The organism is Coleofasciculus sp. E1-EBD-02, from assembly GCF_040218245.1.
GTDB lineage: Bacteria > Cyanobacteriota > Cyanobacteriia > Cyanobacteriales > Coleofasciculaceae > Coleofasciculus.
In genome coordinates this window covers 25,138-45,190 of the sequence record NZ_JAVJQN010000176.1, presented here as the reverse complement: position 1 = coordinate 45,190, position 20,053 = coordinate 25,138, and the positions used below count along the sequence as shown (strand labels likewise).

Sequence of the window (20,053 nt, the reverse complement as noted above, 5' to 3'; positions counted from 1 at the left end):
GACAAATGACCAATGACAAATGACCAATGACAAATGACCAATGACAAATGACCAATGACAAATGACCAATGACAAATGACCAATGACAAATGACCAATGACAAATGACCAATGACAAATGACCAATGACAAATGACAAATGACAAATGACAATTAAATACGACCCCGTAACATCATCGCCATTTCATTTTGGGTCGGCGACTGTTCTAGGGCAGTTTCTTCAGTGATACGTCCTTCCTGATAAAGGTTAAACAAGGACTTATTCATCGTCATCATGCCGTCAAATTCATTAGCCGCCATCAGTTCGTGAACTTCCTCATATTCACCCTTGCGGATATAATCCCGAATCGCTTCTGTATTAATCAGAATGTCGTGGAAGGCGGCACGTTTGCCATCAGTGGTACGACATAAGCCTTGGGCAATGATTGCCACCATTGATTCAGCAAAAGCCACACGGATGGCGTGTTGTTCTTCTGGATTATAAAGATTGAGAATCCGTTCAATGGTCTTCACCGCACTGTTCGTGTGCAGCGTTCCCATAACCAAGTGACCTGTTTGAGCAGCTTTCAGCGCAGTATTAACGGTGCCCCGATCCCGCATTTCCCCCACCAGAATCACATCCGGATCTTCCCGTAAAGAAGCTTTTAAAGCATTGTCAAACTGGAGGGTATGAGCGCCGACTTCCCGTTGTTTAATTAGGGCTTTTTGGCTTTTGTGAACAAATTCGATTGGGTCTTCAATCGTAATGATATGCTTTGGCATCTCCTTGTTCATGTAGTCAATCATCGCCGCTAGCGTCGTTGACTTACCTGAACCAGTTGGACCCGTGACTAGAATTAAACCCTTGTGATAATTACAGACATCCCTAAGGATTGAAGGGAGTCGCAACTGTTCCATCGTCAAAATCTTGAGTGGAATCAAGCGCATGACTAATGCAGGTCCAGTTAAGGTGTCAAAAATATTAATCCGCACCCGGGCAAAGTCATACTGTGCCGCACCATCAAATTCGAGTTCGTTTTGGAAGCGACGAATTTCTTCATCGGTGAGAATTTCCCGCAACCAATTCATAAACGTTGGTTTATCAGTTACAGGATGTTCTGTATGTTCCATTTCCCCTCGGTTCCGCATCCGAGGGACTTCACCCACACCGACGTGAACGTCAGAAAATCCCTTATCATAGGCTTCCCGGATCAGTTGGGCTAATGTTGGCTGTCCGGGAGAAAGTCCTGCACTCGGCGCTGGTGTCCGGGGTTTGACGCCAGGTGAAGCTTGACGAGAACTCGGTGCTGTTTTAACGGCAGTAGGATCTGATGCTGATTGACCCCCTTTAGGCGGCATCGGCATTGTTTTAGAGGGCATCGCTTGGGTTGCCCCTGGCGGCGCTTTCCGAGATGCTCCTCCCCTGGGCGGTGGCGGTGGCGCTGGAGGAACGCGGGGTGGAGGGGGTGGCGGCGCACTCGGAGGTCGTTTGGGATCGGTCATGATGGTTGAACTATCACTTAAGTTAGATTTTCTATACTGGTGCTTCCAGAATTCCCAAGCTTTAGGGATTAAATATTATTCACTTCACACTTATCCCCCACTATAAAACCATATCTAGCTGATCGAAAAGTTTTCGGTTACATCAGACCCACTTGTAGGGGCACGGCACTGCCCACCCGTGTCAACTTAAGCTCAACCCCTAACCCCCAGCCCCTCTCCCACGCCAGCCCTCACCCCCAGCCCCTCTCCCAAGCTTGGGAGAGGGGAGCAAGAGGGGAATAAGAGAATCCGATCCCCCTTCTCCCCAGGTCCGGAGTTGGGGTTAGGGGATGAGGGGGAAATGTCGAGGAGTAGATAGACACAGCTTAAAACCTTGCCAGCATTGGTTTTCTCGCCTGTAGTTGACACCAATGCACTGCCGTGACCCTACGTAATCACGGCAGGATTGTTGTAACCGCGATAATTGTTTCATCGGACTTGAGTTTGACCAAACGATCGCCACACCCATCTTTCCCTAACAACTTTACAGATTTTAACGATACCGTCATGACTCGCTCATCGCTGGTAAGCAACACAGCCGTCTCGGTTTGAGAGGCATTGATGACTCCTATCAACCGATCCGTTGAGGTTTTAAATTGAAGGGCTTGAGTGCCAAGATCACCGCGTTTGATGCGTCTGACAACACCGAGTCCGATGCGTTTGCCATAGCCTTGCTCGGATACCAGTAACAGATTCTCGTTGGGCGCGATCGCGACACATCCCACTAATTGCTCCCGACGCCGCAGTCGCAACGCCTGATTTCCTTGGGCTGTACGCCCCATAATCGGCAAATTTTGGTCGTTAATTTCAAAGCGTAATAAGCGCCCATTACTGGTGGCAATAATCAGATCATCATTGGGTTGAGCCAGGGTAACATACGCTAGAGAATCCTCCTCTTTAAGCTTGACCACGGTTAAACCGCGTGCCGTTAAGTTAAGTAACTCGGTAGCAGGTAGACGCTTCACGCGCCCCTGTTGGGTGAGCAAAATCAGGCTGAGAGACTCGGTGAGTTCTTGGGGTCGAAAATGGGCGATAACAGTTTCAGATTGAGCCGCATCAGGAAGGAGACGAGTCAAGGGAATGCCTTGCTTGCGTCCGGCGGCTGGCGGGATATCTTGCACTTTCAAGGGGTAGGCTTTGCCCCCACTGGTTAGGGTGGCAAATTCTGACGCTGTGCTGGTTTGCTGGGTCTGAACCACAAAATCGTTCCCATCTTTGATCGAGGGTTTGGATTTGGGATCAGGGGCAGAACGTAGGCGTTGTACGTGTCCTTGATAGGTAAACTCCAGAACCGTTTGTTCGACTTCCGTTTCAATCAGACTCGGCGATGGTGGTTTTGAGGTTGAGGTTTTCGGGTTGTCTGAGGTTTTGGTTTTCTTGCGGGTTTGTTTTTCGGATTTGGGTTGTTTTGGTTCTTTAAGAGATTGCGCTGACCGGATCTTGGTGCGACGCGGATCAGCATATTTTCGTTTGAGCGATCGCAGTTCTTTTTTCAGGGTTTTGAGGAGTTCATGTCGGCTACTGAGTAATTCCTGGAGGGTTTCAATGCGGGCGGTGAGTTCCTCAAATTCGGTTTGGAGTTTTTGCCGTTCTAACCCCGTGAGGCGGCGCATCGGCATGGCGAGGATGGCATCAGCTTGACTCTCACTCAGGTTTAACTGGTCTTGAAACCGAGTCTTGGCGGTTGTGCCATCAGGCGCATGGGTGAGGATTTCAACCACGCGAGTGAGTTGATTTAAGCAAACCAATAATCCTTCCACCAGATGACGCCGTTGTCGTTTCTGGTCAAGTTCATAGGTATATTGCCGGGTCAGGGTTTGTTCCCGGAACCGTAAGAATTCTTCCAGACATTGCCGTAGGGGTAGCTGGCGGGGCTGTCCGTTGACTAATGCCAGCATTATCGCGCCAAAGTTACTTTGTAGAGGAGTTTGTTTGTAGAGGTGTTTGAGAACATCTCTGGGATGAGCATCCCGTTTAAGTTCCACAACCACCCGCATCCCCCGGCGATCGCTCTCATCGCGCAAATCAGAAATTCCCTCTAAGCGTCCTTGGTTAACCAGATCGGCAATTTTTTCAATCCAAGCCGCTTTATTCACTTGATAGGGTAATTCTGTGACAATGAGTGCCGTGCGGCGATGACGGCGAGTGCGACCGACTTGAAGCTCTTCTACCTTGGCGATTCCCCGCACCGGAATAATGCCGCGTCCACTGCGATAGGCATCCCGAATTCCCGACGTGTCGATAATTTCACCCCCCGTGGGAAAATCGGGTCCGGGAATTAATTTCCATAATTTTTCATCCGCCAGATCCGGGCGATCAATCAAGGCGATTAACCCGTCCACAATTTCGCCCAGATTATGAGGCGGAATATTCGTTGCCATGCCAACCGCGATGCCAGAGCAACCATTGAGCAGTAAAATGGGTAGTTGAGCGGGTAAAACCACAGGCTCCTGTTGAGAGCCGTCGAAATTATCGATAAAATCAACGGTTGCCTCGCCAATTTCTGATAGGAGGGCTTCATGACTAATGGGAGACAGCCGCGTCTCTGTGTAACGCATGGCAGCCGGTGGGTCGTTATCCACCGACCCAAAATTGCCATGACCCGCCAATAGTGGATAGCGAGTGGAAAAGTCTTGGACCAAGCGCACCATAGCATCGTATACAGCTTGATCCCCATGGGGATGATATTTCCCCAAAACATCACCCACTACGCGAGCGCACTTGCGGTAGGGTCTATCGGGTGTTAAACCCAATTCGTACATGGCATACAAGATACGCCGATGCACGGGCTTTAGACCGTCGCAAACGTCTGGCAGGGCACGCCCAACGATGACACTCATGGCATATTCAAGATATGACTGTTGCATCTCTGCATGGAGGGGCGTGGGAATAACTTGACCAGTCGCCAGCAGATTCAACTGTTTTGCCATGAGTTCTGTTTCCTAATTTCTAACCACAACGAGATGAAAATTTGATTTTTTTTGTGGCAACATTGCCCAGTCCCTGTCAGACTGATGATCAAATCGCACTTTTGTTGAAAAGACGACTTTCTTGATGCAACGCCCATGAAAACCGTTCTGATTGTAGAAGACGATCCCATTAATCTTCGCGTTTTTTCCAAAATTCTCACGAAGCGGGGTGGCTTGAATGTCAAGGGAACCGAAGATGTAGAGGAGGTCATGAAAATTGCCCACGCGGGAGATGCAGATATTATCTTGATGGATGTTTCCCTGGCTCACAGTGTTTACAAAGGTAAGCCAGTCGATGGCATCAAGATTACCCAGATGCTGAAAGCGGATGCTCAAACCAGCAGTCTGCCCATTATATTAGTCACGGCTCATGCTATGGAAGGCGATCGCGAAAACTTCCTTAAGCAAAGTGGTGCTGATGGTTATATCTCTAAACCTGTTGTGGATCATCAACAGTTTGTCGATCAAATCCTGGCACTTCTGCCCAAAGATGATTAGGCAAACCTGAGTAAGAGCAACACCTGGAGATAACCCTGGTTGGTATAGGACGATTCATCCTCTGAAACTGGGTGCTGACATTGCCGAACCCCTAGAGTCTTGCTAAAGTACACCTGTACTGTACCACAACCGTTTCGGCAAAACATAGAGGATGAAAAACGTCAGAAAGCTTGCGGTCAGTTTTGTTTATACATCCCCTGATACCATACCTTAGCAACGTAGAGACGCGCCACGGCGCGTCTGGGAACACTCAAATTTTGATTCAAGGGGCAACGTCCACTTGTACAGGAGCATTGCCACCGGGGGCAATGGTTGCCTGAATTCTGGGGTTTGCCAAGAATTTTTGAGTATCAGAGATCAGACGTTCCCCCCAAAGATTTTCCTTGAGGAAATCTAAATCAGCATAACGCTCATCTGAGCGGAGGGCAGTTTCCCCTAGGGCAAGTCCTCTGTCTTGCTCCCCTTGACTATAAAGGGCTACCGCTACAGCCAGCTTCGGTTCAGCCGCTTCTGGATCAATCGCGATCGCGGCTTGCCATTTATCAATCGCGCCAGCCACATCCCCCTGTTCATACATGACCAACCCGATATTATTAATCGCGGGCCACACGGGCCAGGTATCGCTCGGTTCCTGATCGGCAGCTTTTTCGTAGGCAGCGATCGCCATTGGATACTGATCCAGCATATAGTAGGCGTTGCCTAGATCAAAGAGCGCTTCGGGAACCTCAGGTTCTATCTTCAAGCCAGCTTCTAAACTAGATACAGCTTTTCGATATTCCTCTTTCTGAAAATAGGTATTGCCTAAGGAGAAGAGAACACCAGCCTCTTCAGGTTTCAAGGATTGAGCCTTAGAGAGTGCCTCAATTCCCTCGTCGAATTGCTGGTTTTGGACATACAAGGTTCCCAAAATAAACCAAGTTTCAAAACTATTGGGAGCAAGCTGAGTTGCTAGTTTAGCTCTAGACAAGGCGAGATCGTATTGCTGGAAGCGGGTAAGCTGAACGGCATCCTGCGCCAGATTCAAGCCTTGCTGCTCCAATTCCTCAGCATCGAGCTGTAGAGTATAGGGAAGCAGGGCTTGTCCAGAAACAGGAGCAGGTTTGCTCACGAAAGCGAGCAGAACAAAAATCGGCAATAACAGAATACGTTTGAACACGATGGAGTCTCAAACCACAACAAGGAATCTTCAGCTACGTTAGCACTCTTACTGGTATTCTCGTGTAAGGGTTCCTAGAATGACGCCAGCCAACATACAACAAAGCCTGATCTTGTCAAGGTTGACCCTGAGCGAAGCCGAAGGGTCAAGCCAATCTGGACGCTTCTGCTTGGCTGATGCCGTTACTATAGAGAAGAAACCAGGAACTTGAGCGGCTTGGATCAGCGTCTTTGGCGTAGCGCCGACTTAAGCCTTGAACGGAGCATTTTTAGTTTTTGCGCCTTGCGAGGAAAATAAGTGTTCACTCCTGAAAAGCAAAAACTCTGCTGTAGCAGATTGATGGGCAAACCTGACGCAGACTATGGGTAAAGTCAACAATCCTCTCCCTTGGATAATGGGATTCATCACAGCCAGCCTTCTTGTCGCGGGTGGTGCGGGATATTTTGTGATTGCGGCAAAACCAGACACCGTTGATCTTGATGAACTAACTGTGCCAGTGGATGTGCAGGATTTAGCAGTACGGATCACAGCAAATGGTACGGTACAACCTATTCAAACAGTCAACCTTAGTCCGAAAACGGCGGGTCGTTTGGTCAAGCTGGAAGTCGAACAAGGTGATCAGGTTGAAAAGGGAGACTTGATTGCGGTGATGGAGCAAAACGATGTTCAAGCTCAATTGTACAGAGCTGAAGCTGACCTAAAGCAGGCACGAGCCCGTCTCGATGAAGCTAAAGCTGGTCCTCGTTCTGAGGAAATTAAACAAGCTGAACAGCGACTCAAGCAGGCAAAAGCCCGTTTAGCTGAAGCCCTCGTCGGTAATCCCAGCGAAATTAACCAAGCGATTGCTCAAGTCCAAACTGCTAGTTCCCGCTTCGATTTAGCCAGAGTACGATTTCGACGGTATAAGTACTTGGTGGAGGAGGGAGTCGTGTCTCAAGATCAGTTCCAAGAGGTATTCGCTGAAGCTCGCACTGCTAAAGCTCAGCTTGATGAAGCTCAACAACGTTTAGAGCAAGTCCGCGAGACCAAAAATACTCAAACTAGCCCAGAAATTTTTCAACTCAATGCTGCGGTTAAAGAAGCTGAATTTGCCTTGCAGCAACTGGTCAACGGAACTCGCAAAGAAGAAATTGACCAGCTTGAAGCCGCAGTGGAATCAGCTAACGCTCAATTACTAGCTGCTAAAATTCAAGGGAGAGACACGATTATTCGGGCGCCTTTTTCAGGAATTATTACTCAGAAATATACCGATGAAGGTGCATTTGTCACGCCGACAACCTCCGCGTCGAGTACAGCGTCAGCCACCTCAACATCAATTGTTGCGTTAGCGAAAAAGCAACTGGAAGTTCTGGCTGAGGTTCCCGAAGTGGATATTGGACAAATTCAAGAAAAACAGCTAGTACAAGTGATCTCAGATGCGTTTCCGGATCAGGCTTTCCGAGGTCAGGTGAGGCTGGTTGCCCCAGAAGCTGTTGTAGAGAATGATGTTACGTCTTTTCAAGTGCGAGTTGCTCTAGCACCTGAAGCACAAGAAAAGTTGCGATCAGGTATGAATGTTGATCTGACATTTTTAGGAAAACCGATTAGCGATGCTCTGGTTGTTCCGACAGTGGCGGTTGTGACTCAAGAGGGCGAAACTGGAGTTATGGTTCCTGATTTTGAAGATCAGCCGAAGTTTAAACCTGTCACAATTGGAGCAACTATTGAGGATAAAACTCAGATTATTAGGGGATTGAGAGAAGGGGAAAAGGTTTTTATTGATTTGCCTGAAAACTATAATCCTGACGAAGAAGAGTAGGAGAAATGTGGAGAAGTTTAAGGGGAACCAAGATCGCTAATTGCCAATCCGTCTTTGTCGCCTCTTTTATCTATTGGTCTTCCGAAAAAAAACAGTCTCTAGGCAAACATTGTAGGGGCGACCCGCCATACCCAATCAACATTACCTACCCCTTAATTTTACCGGGTCGCCTCCCGCAGGGTATCGGTAATTATCTAACACTGCATTTAGACAGGGGCGAGTCGATATAGGTTGATTCTTACGCCGCCTACTATGTGCAGCGACTCGCCCCTACAACCACGATAATCCTATAATGACCAATGACCAATGACCAATGACCAATGACTAATGACCAATGGATATTGTAGAAAGCATCAAAATGGCGTCCACCACATTGATGGCGAACAAGCTACGCAGTAGCTTAACCATGCTGGGTATTATCATTGGCAATGCCTCAGTGATCGCGATGGTGGGGATTGGACAAGGAGCGCAAAAGCTAGCCTCTGAACAGTTTGAAGCTCTCGGACCCAATGTCCTATTTGTGATTCCCGGCTCTCGTGAAGCGCAACAAACAACGGTTGATTTTCCCAAAACATTGGTTTGGGAAGATGCTAAGGCGATCGCGACTCAAGTTCCAGCCGTTGCCGAAGTTGCTCCGCAAATTAATCTGAGATATTTAATTACGTACCGCAATCGCAATAGTAATTCATTGGTGATAGGAACGACTCCAGAATTTCCATCTGTTCGTAGCTTTAATATTGCCAAAGGACGGTTTTTTAACGATATTGATGTCAAACGCAATAACCAAGTTGTCATTCTCGGTTCGGAAGTCGTCGAAAAAATATTTGGCTATCAAGATCCGATTGGTCAATCGGTGCGAATTAAAGATGTTAGCTTTGAAGTTATCGGGGTGATGGAACCCAAAGGTACTTTTTTAGGGAATAACCAGGATGATGCGGTGTTTATCCCTCTGAGTACGATGGCGAATCGATTGCGGGGACGCACTTCGCCTTACGGGGTTCAAATTAGCTGGATTGCTATTTCTGCTAGGAATCGAGATAGTATTAGTGCAGCCCAGTTTCAAATTGAAAACTTACTGCGACGACGCCATAAGATTGTGGGTGAAGATGATTTTGGCGTTCAGACTCAGGAGGATATCTTACAAATTGTCAATACGGTGACAGGTGCCTTAACGATCATGCTTGCCGCGATCGCAGCCATTTCCTTAGTTGTTGGCGGTATCGGCGTGATGAACATTATGCTGGTGTCAGTTAGGGAACGAACCCAGGAAATTGGACTGCGGAAAGCCGTGGGTGCTAGAGAACAGGATATCCTAATTCAGTTTATGATTGAAGCCATTATTCTCTCCGCCGCCGGGGGTGTCATCGGCACAGCAATTGGTGTGAGCGGTGTTATGCTGGTTGGTGCCGTAACGCCATTAAAAGCTGGAATTTCTCCCATCGCTATTCTCGTGGCGGTTGGCGTTTCTGGTGGAATTGGCTTATTTTTTGGCGTCGTTCCCGCCAGACAAGCCGCGAAACTTGACCCGATTGTGGCATTGAGAAGCGCTTAGAACGTCATCCGTTATCAGTCAATGGTAGGGGTGGGTTTAGCAACAATTTATAGGGGCGGGTTTAGTCACAATTGTAGGAGAGGGTTTAAGCACAATTGACAATTGTAGGGGCGGGTTTAGGCATAATTGTAGGAGAGGGTTTAGGCACAATTGTAGGGGCGGGTTTAGGGAATCAATTCAGCTAATCACCGATAAATGAACAACAAAACCCGCCCTACCTCACCGATAAATGAACAACAAAACCCGCCCTACCTCACCGATAAATGAACAACAAAACCCGCCCTACCTCACCGATAAATGAACAACAAAACCCGCCCTACCTCACCGATAAATGAACAAAACCGTTCTACTGATTCACCAAAAATACGGGAGATTCGAGAACATGGAAATACATTAGTGCTAAAACAACTAAGGTGTAAACCGTTGATGCCCCAAAACCAATGAGTAAATCTTTTTTAGGATTCCGCTGCTTTTGCTCAAAAAACATATCTGTCGCCCCTATTTGCATCATTAAAATCCCTATAATATTGGAGAGCCAGTAACCAACAGCGGTGAGCGGTAAAAACAGGTCAGGGAAAATCCAACTGAACAGATAGGCAAAAAGGTAGGCAATGGGCAAATTAAAAAATAAATCATTCCACCACGATAATGGGGAGAGCATATAGCCAATTCCCATTAAAAATCCACCTCTCAGTTTTTTCAGCATTGAATTTACCCCTGTCTATCTATAGCTTTGATGAAATATTATGATTATAAACCCAAAATAATATTTAGGTTTTTGTTCGTTATCAGTGGGTAGGGCGGGTTTTGTTGCTGAGTTATCGGTGAATACATAATTTAGTTCCTAAACCCGCCCCTACAATTGGTTTTTGTTCGTTATCAGTGGGTAGAGCGGGTTTTGTTGCTGAGTTATCGGTGAATACATAATTTAGTTCCTAAACCCGCCCCTACAATTGGTTTTTGTTCGTTATCAATGGGTAGGAGGGGTTTTGTTGTTGAATTATTAATGAATACATAATTGAGTTCCTAAACCTGCCCCTACAATTGTCTTCTTTATTAACCGTAGGAATTTATGCACGACTCTATCAATTTTCCATCGTCGATTCATTCAACGGCAGTTGAAACACCCATCATTATTCGTCTAGAAAATATATCTAAGGTTTATGGTACGGGTAACACAGAAGTCAAAGCCCTCAGCCAAGTAAATCTAACCATAGAAAAAGGTGAATACTGCTCAATTATGGGGGCGTCGGGTTCGGGAAAATCAACTGTCATGAATGTTATCGGCTGTCTTGATCAACCCACGTCTGGACGCTATTACCTCGATGGTGTGGATGTTTCTCGTCTTGATGATACTCAATTAGCTGGGATTCGCAATGTCAAGATTGGCTTTGTGTTTCAGCAGTTTCACTTGCTACCCCAACTCACCGCCTTGGAAAACGTGATGTTGCCCATGGTGTATGCTGGAATTTCCCCCCAAGAACGACGCGATCGCGCCATGAGTGCTATAAAGCGAGTAGGATTGGAAAACCGCCAGTTAAATAAGCCCAATCAACTGTCTGGTGGACAACAGCAACGGGTAGCCATTGCTCGCGCGATCGTCAATCAACCTGTATTACTGTTGGCAGATGAACCAACTGGGGCGCTGGATTCTCATACAACGGCTGAAGTAATTGGGTTATTTAGCCAACTCAATCAGGAGGGAATTACGGTGGTGATGGTGACTCACGAACCAGATGTCGCTCGTTTGACAAAGCGTATTGTTTGGTTTCGGGATGGTGAAGTCATTCATTCTCATTTGACTCCAGAGGAAATGGTAAAAGTAGCAACAGCGTCGTCAGCCTAAATCCGGAGGGCGGGTTTAGTCAAATCTAGTTAAAACCGAAAGGATAGTGGTGAAACCCGCCCCTACAAACCCGCCATTAAGTTCCAATTGATATTGGTTTGGCTTTACTGTTCCGCAAAAAACTCATAACGTTTTGTACGAAAGATTGACTGAGCGTTTTAGTGTCCGATTCTTCCGTCAATTGCGCGGGTAGGGGTTCAACGGATTGAGTGGGTAGATTTCCCATGAATAACGGCACTTCTTCAGCTAAACCGACAGTAATCAGAGCAAACGCAATTTGCTGCACTTTTTCTATGGGTAATCGTAGTTCCCTGGCAATCATTTTCAGCGAAACTGTCCCTTTCGTGTACTCCCAAATCTGCCATTCGACTGGATCTAATCGGGAACGAAGTTGACCTGTCTTTGTACTGATTAAACCGCTATTAGGATCGGGTAATTTATCAGCTAAGGTATCCCAGTTTGGCAGCACCCGTAATCCCATTAATGTGGCTTCGGTGGCGGGTATGCTCAACCCCGTCATTTCTCGCCCAGGTAGGGGTGCATTCTGCTCCAATTTAAATTGAGCATCTTTGAGTTGGAACAGAGTCCCAATTTGCTGTAAAACCTGAACTTGGAATAACTGCTTGAGATGTTCGGTTTGTAAAACACCGTGATTTTTGAGACACAACCCCAGAGGTTTTCCTGTCGGACAGCACCATTGGACTAACTTGGCTACCACGCGATCGCTCACCCACTGGTACTGCTCAATCAGGGCGATTAAACCTTGACCATCCAAGCGATTAGCCGTCGCGACAATACGACCTTGGTGAACCCATACATAATAGGGAATTGATGGTCTGGTTAATGCGGTGCGTAATGTGAGTAACCCGGTTTTTTTCCCTTGTTCAATCAAATGAAACAGTTCGGGAAGGGATAAGTCAGATAAGTAACCTGTAATAGCCATAGTTTTAAAAGGACAGTTTTAAGAACATCAGCCCAGACTTCAATCAGGCAGGACGTGTTGAAGCTTTAAAGGAAGTTAGCTTAATTTTATATTTTCTTAATAATATTATAGCTTAACAATTATTCATATTAGCCGATAGTCTTAATTTTTTCAGCATGATCCTGTCACGTCAGCCCAAGTAGCGAGGATGCCGAAGCTTGCATGAAGTAAAACATCTGGATATGAACAAAATGCTCACACGATCCATAATGATTTACAAAAATGGGATTTGCCTTCTGTGGCTTCTGGCGTTGGCAATAATTAAATATAGTGATGTAAATTTATTTTTTTATAGATTTTGTTTATAGCAAAGCTTAAAAATGCCCAAACGTTTATGTTTTAACAACACAATTTAAATAATGTTCAATTAAAACAATTAGAGTATCAATAACTGAATCTTTTTCATTCGCATTTAAGGTAACGAAAGGCGGACGAGTTTTTTCATCCACAAACCCTAGCGCGATCGCGACATTTTCTTCAGACCAAGCGCCTTCACAATCCCTGTGGGTCAAGCCAATTAGCATAGGGATGTCTACCCTCTGTTTCATAAACGCGAGCAGCTTACGGGCTGAGCGAAAATCGCTAGGTCGGTGAGCATCTACCAAAAGGATATAAGCATGGGCTTTGCGAATCAAGATATCCCACATAAAATCGAAGCGAGCTTGTCCGGGTGTACCATAGAGATGCAATGCCATTTCTGGAGCAAATTGTAAGCGTCCAAAGTCCATCGCTACGGTTGTTTTTTTCTTAATCTCAGTAGTTTGATCGGTTGAGAGTCGATCCGTATCAACTACGGCAATCTCGCTAACTGAGCGAATGAAGGTGGACTTGCCAGCACCCACTGTACCCGTAACAACTAGACGCATAATTTCCACCGTTACTTGCTGCTCCTCAAGAAACCCAGCAAGTTTTGCATAAAGGAAGGACTAACCTCAGAGCCATTATCCTCTTTACTACCGTGATTAGTTCCAGCAGCGACAGGCTCTAACACGTCTTCTGCCATTGCTTTAGAACGAGACGCCGCCGTCATCATTGGGACTTCTTGGACTAAACCCACGCTAATCAGTCGGAATGCCGTTTGTTGAATTATTTCTATGGGTTGTTTGAGCTGAGTTGCCATTGTATTCAGAGAAATCGAGCCATTTGATCGCTGCCAAACTTGCCCTTCCAGCGAATCCAAGCGCAGATGACGCTTGCCAATCACTACTCTCGACAGGGCGGAGGTTGGTTCTGGTAGTTTGTTTGCTAATAATACCCAGTCTCTTAACACTCGTAAACCCATTAACGTGGCTTCGGTGGCGCTGAGGCTTAAGCCAGTCATTTCCGTGGTGGGCAAAGTCGCTTTAGTATCAAATTTAAATCGAGCCTCTCTCAGCCGAAACAAACCACAGACTTGCCGTAGAACTTGAGCGTGGAACAACAGTCTGAGTTGTTCCGGCTGGAGAAACGATTGAGTCTTTAAATATAAACCAATCGGAATATTGGCTGGGCAACGGTTCACCTGCTCTCGCAACACTTCCGGGCTAATCCAGCCTCGTTGTACAATCATGGCGAGCAAGCACTGGTGATCCAAGCGATTGGTCACAGCGACAATACGCCCTTGATGTAATAGTACATGGCGTACTCGTTTCTCATGATTCTCCGTCAGAAACCGCAAGGTCAGCAATCCGGTTTTGCTGCCTTGATCCAGAAATTGAAATAGTTCAGGGAGAGAAAACTCCGATAAACAGCTTGTAATTGCCATTACTTGTTCACTACTTGCTAAAAAATTGTCAAAAAATAGGCAAACTCTAGACTTATTGTCTTAGGTTTAGAATTCCAATTGAAGAATAATCAATTTTTTGTTACTTATCTTAGATAAATCATAAATATCTTTATGATCTATAGTAATCGTGTTATCCTAACCTTGGCAACATCAGTCAGAGCGCCAAAGCAACAGTCAGGACAAGTTTACACTGCCTGATTCAAGATTGGGTGTCGGTTTTCAGGATTCTTTCAAGTTCAAGACTTATCTGTGAGCAGCGCTTTAGCGTACCGTACCGACTTGATAGAGCTATGGGGATTAAATCTCTATCCTGTATTTGAGCTTAAACCCAAGCCCACACTGCATTATAGGCAAACTCACTCTTCGGCGAGTGTAAGAGAGTATCCCACCTCGTCACAGCCATGATAGAGGTAGGAGATGAATTGCGATTCCTGTCGGGTTCATGAATTATTCGGCGATCTGTGATTGAGTGTCATAAGCTCCTGATATTTTCCGGATTGGATCAAGCGCCGCCTTCAATTCTGGAATCACACGCTTAATTTCCAGCAACAGTACACCTTGTTTCGCCGCTTTGCTGGCTAAAACCAGTAACACCGCATATTCGCCGCAATTGGTCAAAATGCCGTAGCCGCGATCGCCTTCCACGTAGATGCGATCAAGAAAGCCTCGGGACAACTCTGAGCCAATCCGCTCTCCCAACGATAGCATCGCCGCTGACATGGCGGAAACTCGTTCTTCATCCATCTCATTAGGCAAGCTTGAAGCTAAGGGTAGCCCGTCTGGAGACACCAAAGCTGCTCCCTGAACCTCACTGGTGCCCGTCACAAAATTCTGCAAAATGTTCTCAATCTTCGCCGTGTTAATGGTCATTGTCATCATCCTCGATAAGTCCGGGTTGGATTTGGTGAGACGGTTAAAGGGTATGAATACCACTAAATCCATCCATTATCCAAGTATCCAACTCTATCTCACAATCGAACTTATCACGGAGGTTTTCGGATTAGTCGGATAGGGGCGTGGTTACCAACAGATAGGGGCTTGGTTACCAAGCCCCTACTTCCCCAATGCCTTGAGAATCTATAAACTAGGGGTTTTTCCGGTTTCTTCCTGGCTGGGAACGGGGTCAACGGGACTGTAACCCATATCACCAGCAACTTGGCGCAGTAGAGAGATTTGCCCCTCGAAATCTAGATTTTCGATTTGGGATAGAATCGAATTCACCTCTGACTGGGCTTTGTAGTCTAAGGGCATATCGACAACCGTATCACCCATGCCTTGCGCCCAAGCATACCAGACTAACAATTGGTTATTTTCACTCAATGCACCATACGCCCGTGATACTTGTGTATCTTCACGATTGACGATTTCTCGCATCGCGGCTAGCTGCTGATCATCTGAAAGGTTGTAGAAGTCTCGCAGCAGTTGGGGGGAGATTTCCGCATCAGCCGCCGTGGGTGCTGCTGGTGTGATCGAATCACCCATTTTTTCGTAGATGTAGTAAAGTAACGCTAGTTTGTCGTCTGTACCCAATCCCTCAAATGCTTGGGTTATGTTTTTCGTCTCCTCAGAGCGGGCTGGAGTTACACCAGTCGGTTGAGTAGAAGCCATATAGTTTCTTTCCTCTAATACAACAAAATATCTCTACTCCTAGGTTTACCAAACTTTACAAACAGGGATCGCCCTCCGATCGGTAGAGTTTGCTTAGAATCTGTGGTTAGATCAACATCTTCCTCTATCCAGAGACGATGAAGTCGGTGGGAAGACAAAGACAATGACCACCGAATGCAGGATAATGGGCAAAGCGTTCACATTCTGTCAACTTAGACGTTCCTCCCTGTCAAAGCACTTATTTTTTCATCGGTTATGCGGACTCATTATTGCGGCGAATTGCGAAGTAACCATGTTGGTGAAACCGTTACCCTCTGTGGTTGGGTAGATCGGCGACGTGACCACGGGGGGGTGATATTTTTAGATTTGCGCGATCGCACGGGTATTGTGCAGATTGTTAGTGATCCTCAGCGCACGCCGGATTCTTATAAGAATGCAGAAGCCGTGCGGAATGAGTATGTGGTACAAATTACCGGGCGTGTGAGTCGGCGTCCCGATGATTCGCTCAATCCCAACTTATCCACGGGTGAAGTGGAAGTGTATGCGGATCAGATTAACCCGTTAAATACGGTGCGGAAGCAGTTACCCTTTCAGGTGTCTACTGCTGACGCCGAAGCCGTGCGGGAAGACTTGCGGCTCAAATATCGGTATCTGGATATTCGTCGCGATCGCATGCGCCAAAATATAGAATTGCGCCATGAGGTGATTAAGGCGATTCGTCGGTATTTAGAAGATGAGCAACACTTCATTGAGGTGGAAACCCCAATGTTAACCCGTTCCACACCGGAAGGGGCGAGAGACTATTTGGTACCGTCTCGCGTGAATCCTGGACAATGGTATGCCCTACCACAATCCCCGCAATTATTCAAGCAATTGTTGATGGTTGCTGGATTAGACCGTTACTATCAGATTGCCCGTTGCTTCCGGGATGAAGATTTAAGGGCAGATCGTCAGCCAGAGTTTACCCAGTTGGACATGGAAATGAGTTTCATGTCCCAGGATGAGATTCTCCAGCTTAATGAAGGCTTAGTCTGTCATATCTTTAAAACAGTAAAAGGGATAGACATTCCCCGCCCTTTTCCCCGTTTTACCTACGCCGAAGTCATGGAACGCTACGGTACGGATAAACCCGATACCCGCTTTGGCTTAGAACTGGTGGATGTCTCGGAATTGCTGAAAGACTCTGGATTTAAAGTTTTTTCCGGTGCAGTTTCGGCTGGGGGTAAGGTAAAAGTGTTACCCATTCCTGGCGGTAACGACAAAATTTCCAACGTGCGAATTAAACCCGGTAAGAGTGGTGACTTATTTAACGAAGCCGCTGCAGCAGGTGCTAAGGGTTTAGCTTATATTCGGGTGCGAGACAACTGGGAAATCGATACGATTGGGGCGATTAAAGACAATCTCACTGAGGAACAGAAACAGAAACTGCTGGAGATGACAGGGGCAAAACCCGGTCATTTACTGCTGTTTGGTGCGGGGGCTACCGATGTAGTAAATAAAACCTTGGATCGCCTGCGCCAGGTATTGGGTCAAGAGTTGGGACTGATTAACCCAACGAAAATTAATTTACTCTGGGTGACAGATTATCCGATGTTTGAATGGAATGCGGATGAGAAGCGTTTAGAGGCAATTCATCACCCCTTTACCGCGCCACACCCCGATGATATCAATGATCTGAAAACGGCAAGGGCGCAAGCGTATGATTTAGTGTATAACGGCTATGAAGTCGGCGGCGGTAGTTTGCGGATGTACCAACCTGATATTCAGAAACGGGTATTTGAGGCAATTGGATTGTCGCCAGAAGAGGCTCAAAATAAGTTTGGTTTCTTGCTAGAAGCTTTTGATTATGGAGCCCCTCCTCATGGGGGAATTGCTTATGGCTTGGATCGGTTGGTTATGTTGTTAGCTGGGGAAGAATCCATTCGGGATGTGATTGCGTTTCCCAAGACACAACAAGCCAGTTGTTTGTTAACAGAAGCACCTGCCCAAGTGGGAGATAAGCAGTTGAAAGAATTGCACGTTGCTTCTACCTATAAGCCGAAGAAAGCGTCTGGGGTCAAGTAGTTAGTTCGTTTTGGCAATAGTGTAGAGACGTTGCATGCAACGTCTCTACATCTTCGTTTTCTGGATAATGCTGTACAGAAGAGGACAAGAGGACACGGCAATGCCGTGTCCCTACCATAACAAGCGAGATAATGGATTGGGTAGGGGCACGATACCATCGTGCCCTCCAAGCTTGTGGTGTAAATCATTCAAGTTTCATTTATTCTAAACATCGCGCCCCGTAGAAGGGTGAATCAAAAACCTTGTCAGGTGTTCATTTTGGAGCCAGAGGAAAGGGAAAGCGATCGCGCCTTGACATGGGTCAACAAAACTTGCATAAGCCAGCCGATAAAGAATGGACTTGACAATCCTCTTTTCCCCTCGGAGCATCAAGTAAAGTTTGATGTCGATTTAGAGGCGCGATCGCCTTTTTCTTGTAATATGGTGCAAAATCTTTCTCAGAAAGACTTATTCCCCGAAAACTGACGCAGAAATTGGGAACGGATCAGCTTTGGCAGGCAACTGAGATGGCATTATGTATAAACCGTTACAAAAAACAGTCCGATTGGACTCTCTCAACAGTACAGAAAAAGGGTAAGAGTCCATCGAAACTGGGGCGTTTTTCGATTCAACCTAAGCCAAACCCAACATCTGCTCCACCTCAAGAAATACGGGAGTATTCCAGAGATTCGGTTATATGCAACGTCTCTACTTTATCTGTAGTACAGTTCACGGTTAACTTCGTTTAATATATTTCTATGATCTGCATCTTAGGAGGAAATCATGCGACTGGAGTATCGGCTTACCCTCAATGAATACCTAGCAGCTATGGAGGCTGATGGCAAAGCAAGAAATTCCTGGTTGTTTTCATCGTGTACCACTATTTTATGGTGCATCACTATTTTTGGCATTATTATTGCATTAATCTCTGGATTTTTTTCTATTATTTTTGATTATCTTGATTTTGGCTCTATTACTTTTTCAATTCTGATGTTTTTGGGGGCTATTTTCATAAGTCCGCCTATTTCAAAGAGATTCTATCGTTGGCAAATCTCAGGTTATTATAAAGACACCGCCCGTCTGCACGAGTGTTTAACTGTTGACCTGAATGAAAACACTATTCAATTTACTTCAGAAGATTCAAAAACAAAAATTAAGTGGGAAGGTTTAGATTATTTCATAGAAGCAGATGATGTGTTTAATCTTTACACATCTAAAATAACTTATCATATTATTCCAAAACGGGCTTTTAGCAATAGCGAACAACTTGATCGTTTTAGGAATATAGTTATTGATAAAATTAATAATGAGCATAGTTTTTTCTCGTCTGCCAAGATAACTATAAAACGCAAATACTTTTATATCGCCTTATTAAGCATAGTTGCCTTTTCAACTTTAACGGTTTTATTTCCAAGTAATAGAGATCAGTATAGAGATCAGTATTATTGGCTAAATAAAGGTAATAATTTGTATGCTGAAAATCAATACGAAGAAGCCATAGACTCTTATAAAAAATCACTAGACATTGATCCTAAAAATGCTAATGCTTGGTATAACATAGGACTTATACTAGAGGAATTAAAAAGGCATGAAGAATCATTGTTTTATCATGAAAAAGCCCTGGAAATTGACCCAAAATATTTTAATGCTTGGTACAGTAAAGGTCTTATCTTAGACAAGTTAGAACGATATAGAGAAGCACTTGATTCTTATGATAATGCCTTAGATATTAAGCCAGAATATACTTACATTTGGTTCGTTTGGTATCGTCGAGGTCGTACCCTACATAAATTAAAAAGATACAAAGAAGCACTGGCTTCTTATGATAATACCTTAGATGTTAAGCCAGAATATGCTAACGCTTGGATTGGTCGAGGTCTTGCGCTAGGAAACTTAAAAAGGTACGAAGAAGCACTAGCTTCTTTTGATAAAGCCTTAGAGATTGACCCTAACAACCAATTTGTAATCAAGCACCGCCAAAGGTTATTAACTGAGCTAGGTTCATCTCAATAACTAACCTCAGATCTAATTGTTACTTGGTATACCAATCTCACCATGATAAATTCTCACTCGCCCAAAGCACTTGATCTGTTTGCTGGTGCAGGTGGTTTAACATTAGGGCTGCACCAAAGCAGTTGGAACGTGGTTGCCGCTATAGAAAATAATTCATGGGCAGTCAGTACGTACAAACAGAACGTTCCCCCTATCCAAGCTTTGTATGACTCTAACAACCTGGACTGAATGGCACTGAAATAAGGATGAGTTCTCTGTAGTAGATTTCACGGTTAACTTCGTTTAATATATTGCTATGACAGT

17 protein-coding genes are annotated in these 20,053 nt (G+C 45.6%); 8 read left to right on the top strand and 9 right to left on the bottom strand.

Annotation, left to right across the window (positions count from 1 at the left end):
- Positions 1 to 152: 152 nt before the first annotated feature.
- Positions 153 to 1,481: a type IV pilus twitching motility protein PilT gene (locus tag RIC07_RS28175; protein ID WP_446397408.1), complete on the bottom strand. Its 1,329-nt coding sequence runs from the start codon at positions 1,479 to 1,481 to the stop codon at positions 153 to 155.
- Between the two features lie 434 nt (positions 1,482 to 1,915).
- Positions 1,916 to 4,450 carry a DNA gyrase/topoisomerase IV subunit A gene (locus tag RIC07_RS28170; protein ID WP_446397407.1) on the bottom strand — a complete coding sequence of 845 codons (2,535 nt, stop codon included), beginning with the start codon at positions 4,448 to 4,450 and terminating at the stop codon, positions 1,916 to 1,918.
- Positions 4,451 to 4,585: 135 nt separating this feature from the next.
- Here RIC07_RS28170 and RIC07_RS28165 point away from each other — a divergent pair, with 135 nt between their 5' ends.
- On the top strand, positions 4,586 to 4,987 hold the full coding sequence (locus tag RIC07_RS28165; protein ID WP_446397406.1) for a response regulator: 402 nt from the start codon (positions 4,586 to 4,588) through the stop codon (positions 4,985 to 4,987).
- 262 nt (positions 4,988 to 5,249) lie between these two features.
- On the opposite strand, the gene RIC07_RS28160 is transcribed toward RIC07_RS28165, so the two are convergent.
- A complete protein-coding gene (locus RIC07_RS28160) occupies positions 5,250 to 6,143 on the bottom strand; it encodes a tetratricopeptide repeat protein (protein ID WP_446397405.1) in 894 nt (297 codons plus the stop codon).
- Positions 6,144 to 6,504: 361 nt separating this feature from the next.
- On the opposite strand from RIC07_RS28160, the gene RIC07_RS28155 reads away from it, so the two are divergent.
- Positions 6,505 to 7,941, top strand: coding sequence for an efflux RND transporter periplasmic adaptor subunit (locus tag RIC07_RS28155; protein ID WP_446397404.1), 1,437 nt, complete (start codon positions 6,505 to 6,507; stop codon positions 7,939 to 7,941).
- 334 nt (positions 7,942 to 8,275) lie between these two features.
- The gene (locus RIC07_RS28150; protein WP_446397403.1) at positions 8,276 to 9,493 is read left to right on the top strand and encodes an ABC transporter permease; all 1,218 of its coding nucleotides are present in this window, start codon (positions 8,276 to 8,278) and stop codon (positions 9,491 to 9,493) included.
- A 346-nt stretch (positions 9,494 to 9,839) separates the two neighbouring features.
- Here the strand turns inward: RIC07_RS28150 and RIC07_RS28145 are convergent, their stop codons facing one another.
- Positions 9,840 to 10,199, bottom strand: a complete 360-nt coding sequence (locus RIC07_RS28145) for a hypothetical protein (protein WP_446377301.1) — start codon at positions 10,197 to 10,199, stop codon at positions 9,840 to 9,842.
- Between the two features lie 366 nt (positions 10,200 to 10,565).
- Here RIC07_RS28145 and RIC07_RS28140 point away from each other — a divergent pair, with 366 nt between their 5' ends.
- Positions 10,566 to 11,339, top strand: a complete 774-nt coding sequence (locus tag RIC07_RS28140; protein WP_446397402.1) for an ABC transporter ATP-binding protein — start codon at positions 10,566 to 10,568, stop codon at positions 11,337 to 11,339.
- 76 nt (positions 11,340 to 11,415) lie between these two features.
- On the opposite strand, the gene RIC07_RS28135 is transcribed toward RIC07_RS28140, so the two are convergent.
- From RIC07_RS28135 to RIC07_RS28115, 5 genes are all read right to left on the bottom strand, one after another.
- Positions 11,416 to 12,282 (bottom strand): DUF4388 domain-containing protein, encoded by an 867-nt coding sequence (locus RIC07_RS28135; protein ID WP_446397401.1) that lies wholly within the window; start codon positions 12,280 to 12,282, stop codon positions 11,416 to 11,418.
- Between the two features lie 371 nt (positions 12,283 to 12,653).
- On the bottom strand, positions 12,654 to 13,187 hold the full coding sequence (locus RIC07_RS28130; protein WP_446377337.1) for a GTP-binding protein: 534 nt from the start codon (positions 13,185 to 13,187) through the stop codon (positions 12,654 to 12,656).
- Between the two features lie 11 nt (positions 13,188 to 13,198).
- Positions 13,199 to 14,065, bottom strand: coding sequence for a DUF4388 domain-containing protein (locus RIC07_RS28125; RefSeq protein ID WP_446397400.1), 867 nt, complete (start codon positions 14,063 to 14,065; stop codon positions 13,199 to 13,201).
- A 468-nt stretch (positions 14,066 to 14,533) separates the two neighbouring features.
- The gene (locus RIC07_RS28120) at positions 14,534 to 14,956 is read right to left on the bottom strand and encodes a roadblock/LC7 domain-containing protein (protein WP_044211052.1); all 423 of its coding nucleotides are present in this window, start codon (positions 14,954 to 14,956) and stop codon (positions 14,534 to 14,536) included.
- 207 nt (positions 14,957 to 15,163) lie between these two features.
- The gene (locus RIC07_RS28115) at positions 15,164 to 15,694 is read right to left on the bottom strand and encodes an orange carotenoid protein N-terminal domain-containing protein (RefSeq protein WP_446397399.1); all 531 of its coding nucleotides are present in this window, start codon (positions 15,692 to 15,694) and stop codon (positions 15,164 to 15,166) included.
- Positions 15,695 to 15,949: 255 nt separating this feature from the next.
- Here RIC07_RS28115 and aspS point away from each other — a divergent pair, with 255 nt between their 5' ends.
- The 4 genes from aspS to RIC07_RS28095 all read left to right on the top strand — a co-directional run bounded on the left by aspS (position 15,950) and on the right by RIC07_RS28095 (position 19,978).
- Positions 15,950 to 17,758 carry an aspartate--tRNA ligase gene (gene aspS / locus RIC07_RS28110; protein ID WP_446397398.1) on the top strand — a complete coding sequence of 603 codons (1,809 nt, stop codon included), beginning with the start codon at positions 15,950 to 15,952 and terminating at the stop codon, positions 17,756 to 17,758.
- A gap of 228 nt (positions 17,759 to 17,986) precedes the next feature.
- The gene (locus tag RIC07_RS28105; protein ID WP_446397397.1) at positions 17,987 to 18,223 is read left to right on the top strand and encodes a hypothetical protein; all 237 of its coding nucleotides are present in this window, start codon (positions 17,987 to 17,989) and stop codon (positions 18,221 to 18,223) included.
- Positions 18,224 to 18,520: 297 nt separating this feature from the next.
- Positions 18,521 to 19,750: a tetratricopeptide repeat protein gene (locus RIC07_RS28100; protein WP_446397396.1), complete on the top strand. Its 1,230-nt coding sequence runs from the start codon at positions 18,521 to 18,523 to the stop codon at positions 19,748 to 19,750.
- A gap of 42 nt (positions 19,751 to 19,792) precedes the next feature.
- On the top strand, positions 19,793 to 19,978 hold the full coding sequence (locus RIC07_RS28095; protein ID WP_446397395.1) for a DNA cytosine methyltransferase: 186 nt from the start codon (positions 19,793 to 19,795) through the stop codon (positions 19,976 to 19,978).
- Positions 19,979 to 20,053: the final 75 nt, after the last annotated feature.

Bases quoted from the DNA above. Each gene is read 5' to 3' on its own strand.
- RIC07_RS28150 (WP_446397403.1), top strand. From the start codon at position 8,276: ATGGATATTGTAGAAAGCATCAAAATGGCGTCCACCACATTGATGGCG.
- RIC07_RS28165 (WP_446397406.1), top strand. From the start codon at position 4,586: ATGAAAACCGTTCTGATTGTAGAAGACGATCCCATTAATCTTCGCGTT.
- RIC07_RS28155 (WP_446397404.1), top strand. From the start codon at position 6,505: ATGGGTAAAGTCAACAATCCTCTCCCTTGGATAATGGGATTCATCACA.
- RIC07_RS28170 (WP_446397407.1), bottom strand. From the start codon at position 4,450: ATGGCAAAACAGTTGAATCTGCTGGCGACTGGTCAAGTTATTCCCACG.
- RIC07_RS28175 (WP_446397408.1), bottom strand. From the start codon at position 1,481: ATGACCGATCCCAAACGACCTCCGAGTGCGCCGCCACCCCCTCCACCC.
- RIC07_RS28135 (WP_446397401.1), bottom strand. From the start codon at position 12,282: ATGGCTATTACAGGTTACTTATCTGACTTATCCCTTCCCGAACTGTTT.
- RIC07_RS28095 (WP_446397395.1), top strand. From the start codon at position 19,793: ATGATAAATTCTCACTCGCCCAAAGCACTTGATCTGTTTGCTGGTGCA.
- RIC07_RS28130 (WP_446377337.1), bottom strand. From the start codon at position 13,187: ATGCGTCTAGTTGTTACGGGTACAGTGGGTGCTGGCAAGTCCACCTTC.
- RIC07_RS28120 (WP_044211052.1), bottom strand. From the start codon at position 14,956: ATGACCATTAACACGGCGAAGATTGAGAACATTTTGCAGAATTTTGTG.
- RIC07_RS28125 (WP_446397400.1), bottom strand. From the start codon at position 14,065: ATGGCAATTACAAGCTGTTTATCGGAGTTTTCTCTCCCTGAACTATTT.
- RIC07_RS28140 (WP_446397402.1), top strand. From the start codon at position 10,566: ATGCACGACTCTATCAATTTTCCATCGTCGATTCATTCAACGGCAGTT.
- aspS (WP_446397398.1), top strand. From the start codon at position 15,950: ATGCGGACTCATTATTGCGGCGAATTGCGAAGTAACCATGTTGGTGAA.
- RIC07_RS28145 (WP_446377301.1), bottom strand. From the start codon at position 10,199: ATGCTGAAAAAACTGAGAGGTGGATTTTTAATGGGAATTGGCTATATG.
- RIC07_RS28115 (WP_446397399.1), bottom strand. From the start codon at position 15,694: ATGGCTTCTACTCAACCGACTGGTGTAACTCCAGCCCGCTCTGAGGAG.
- RIC07_RS28100 (WP_446397396.1), top strand. From the start codon at position 18,521: ATGCGACTGGAGTATCGGCTTACCCTCAATGAATACCTAGCAGCTATG.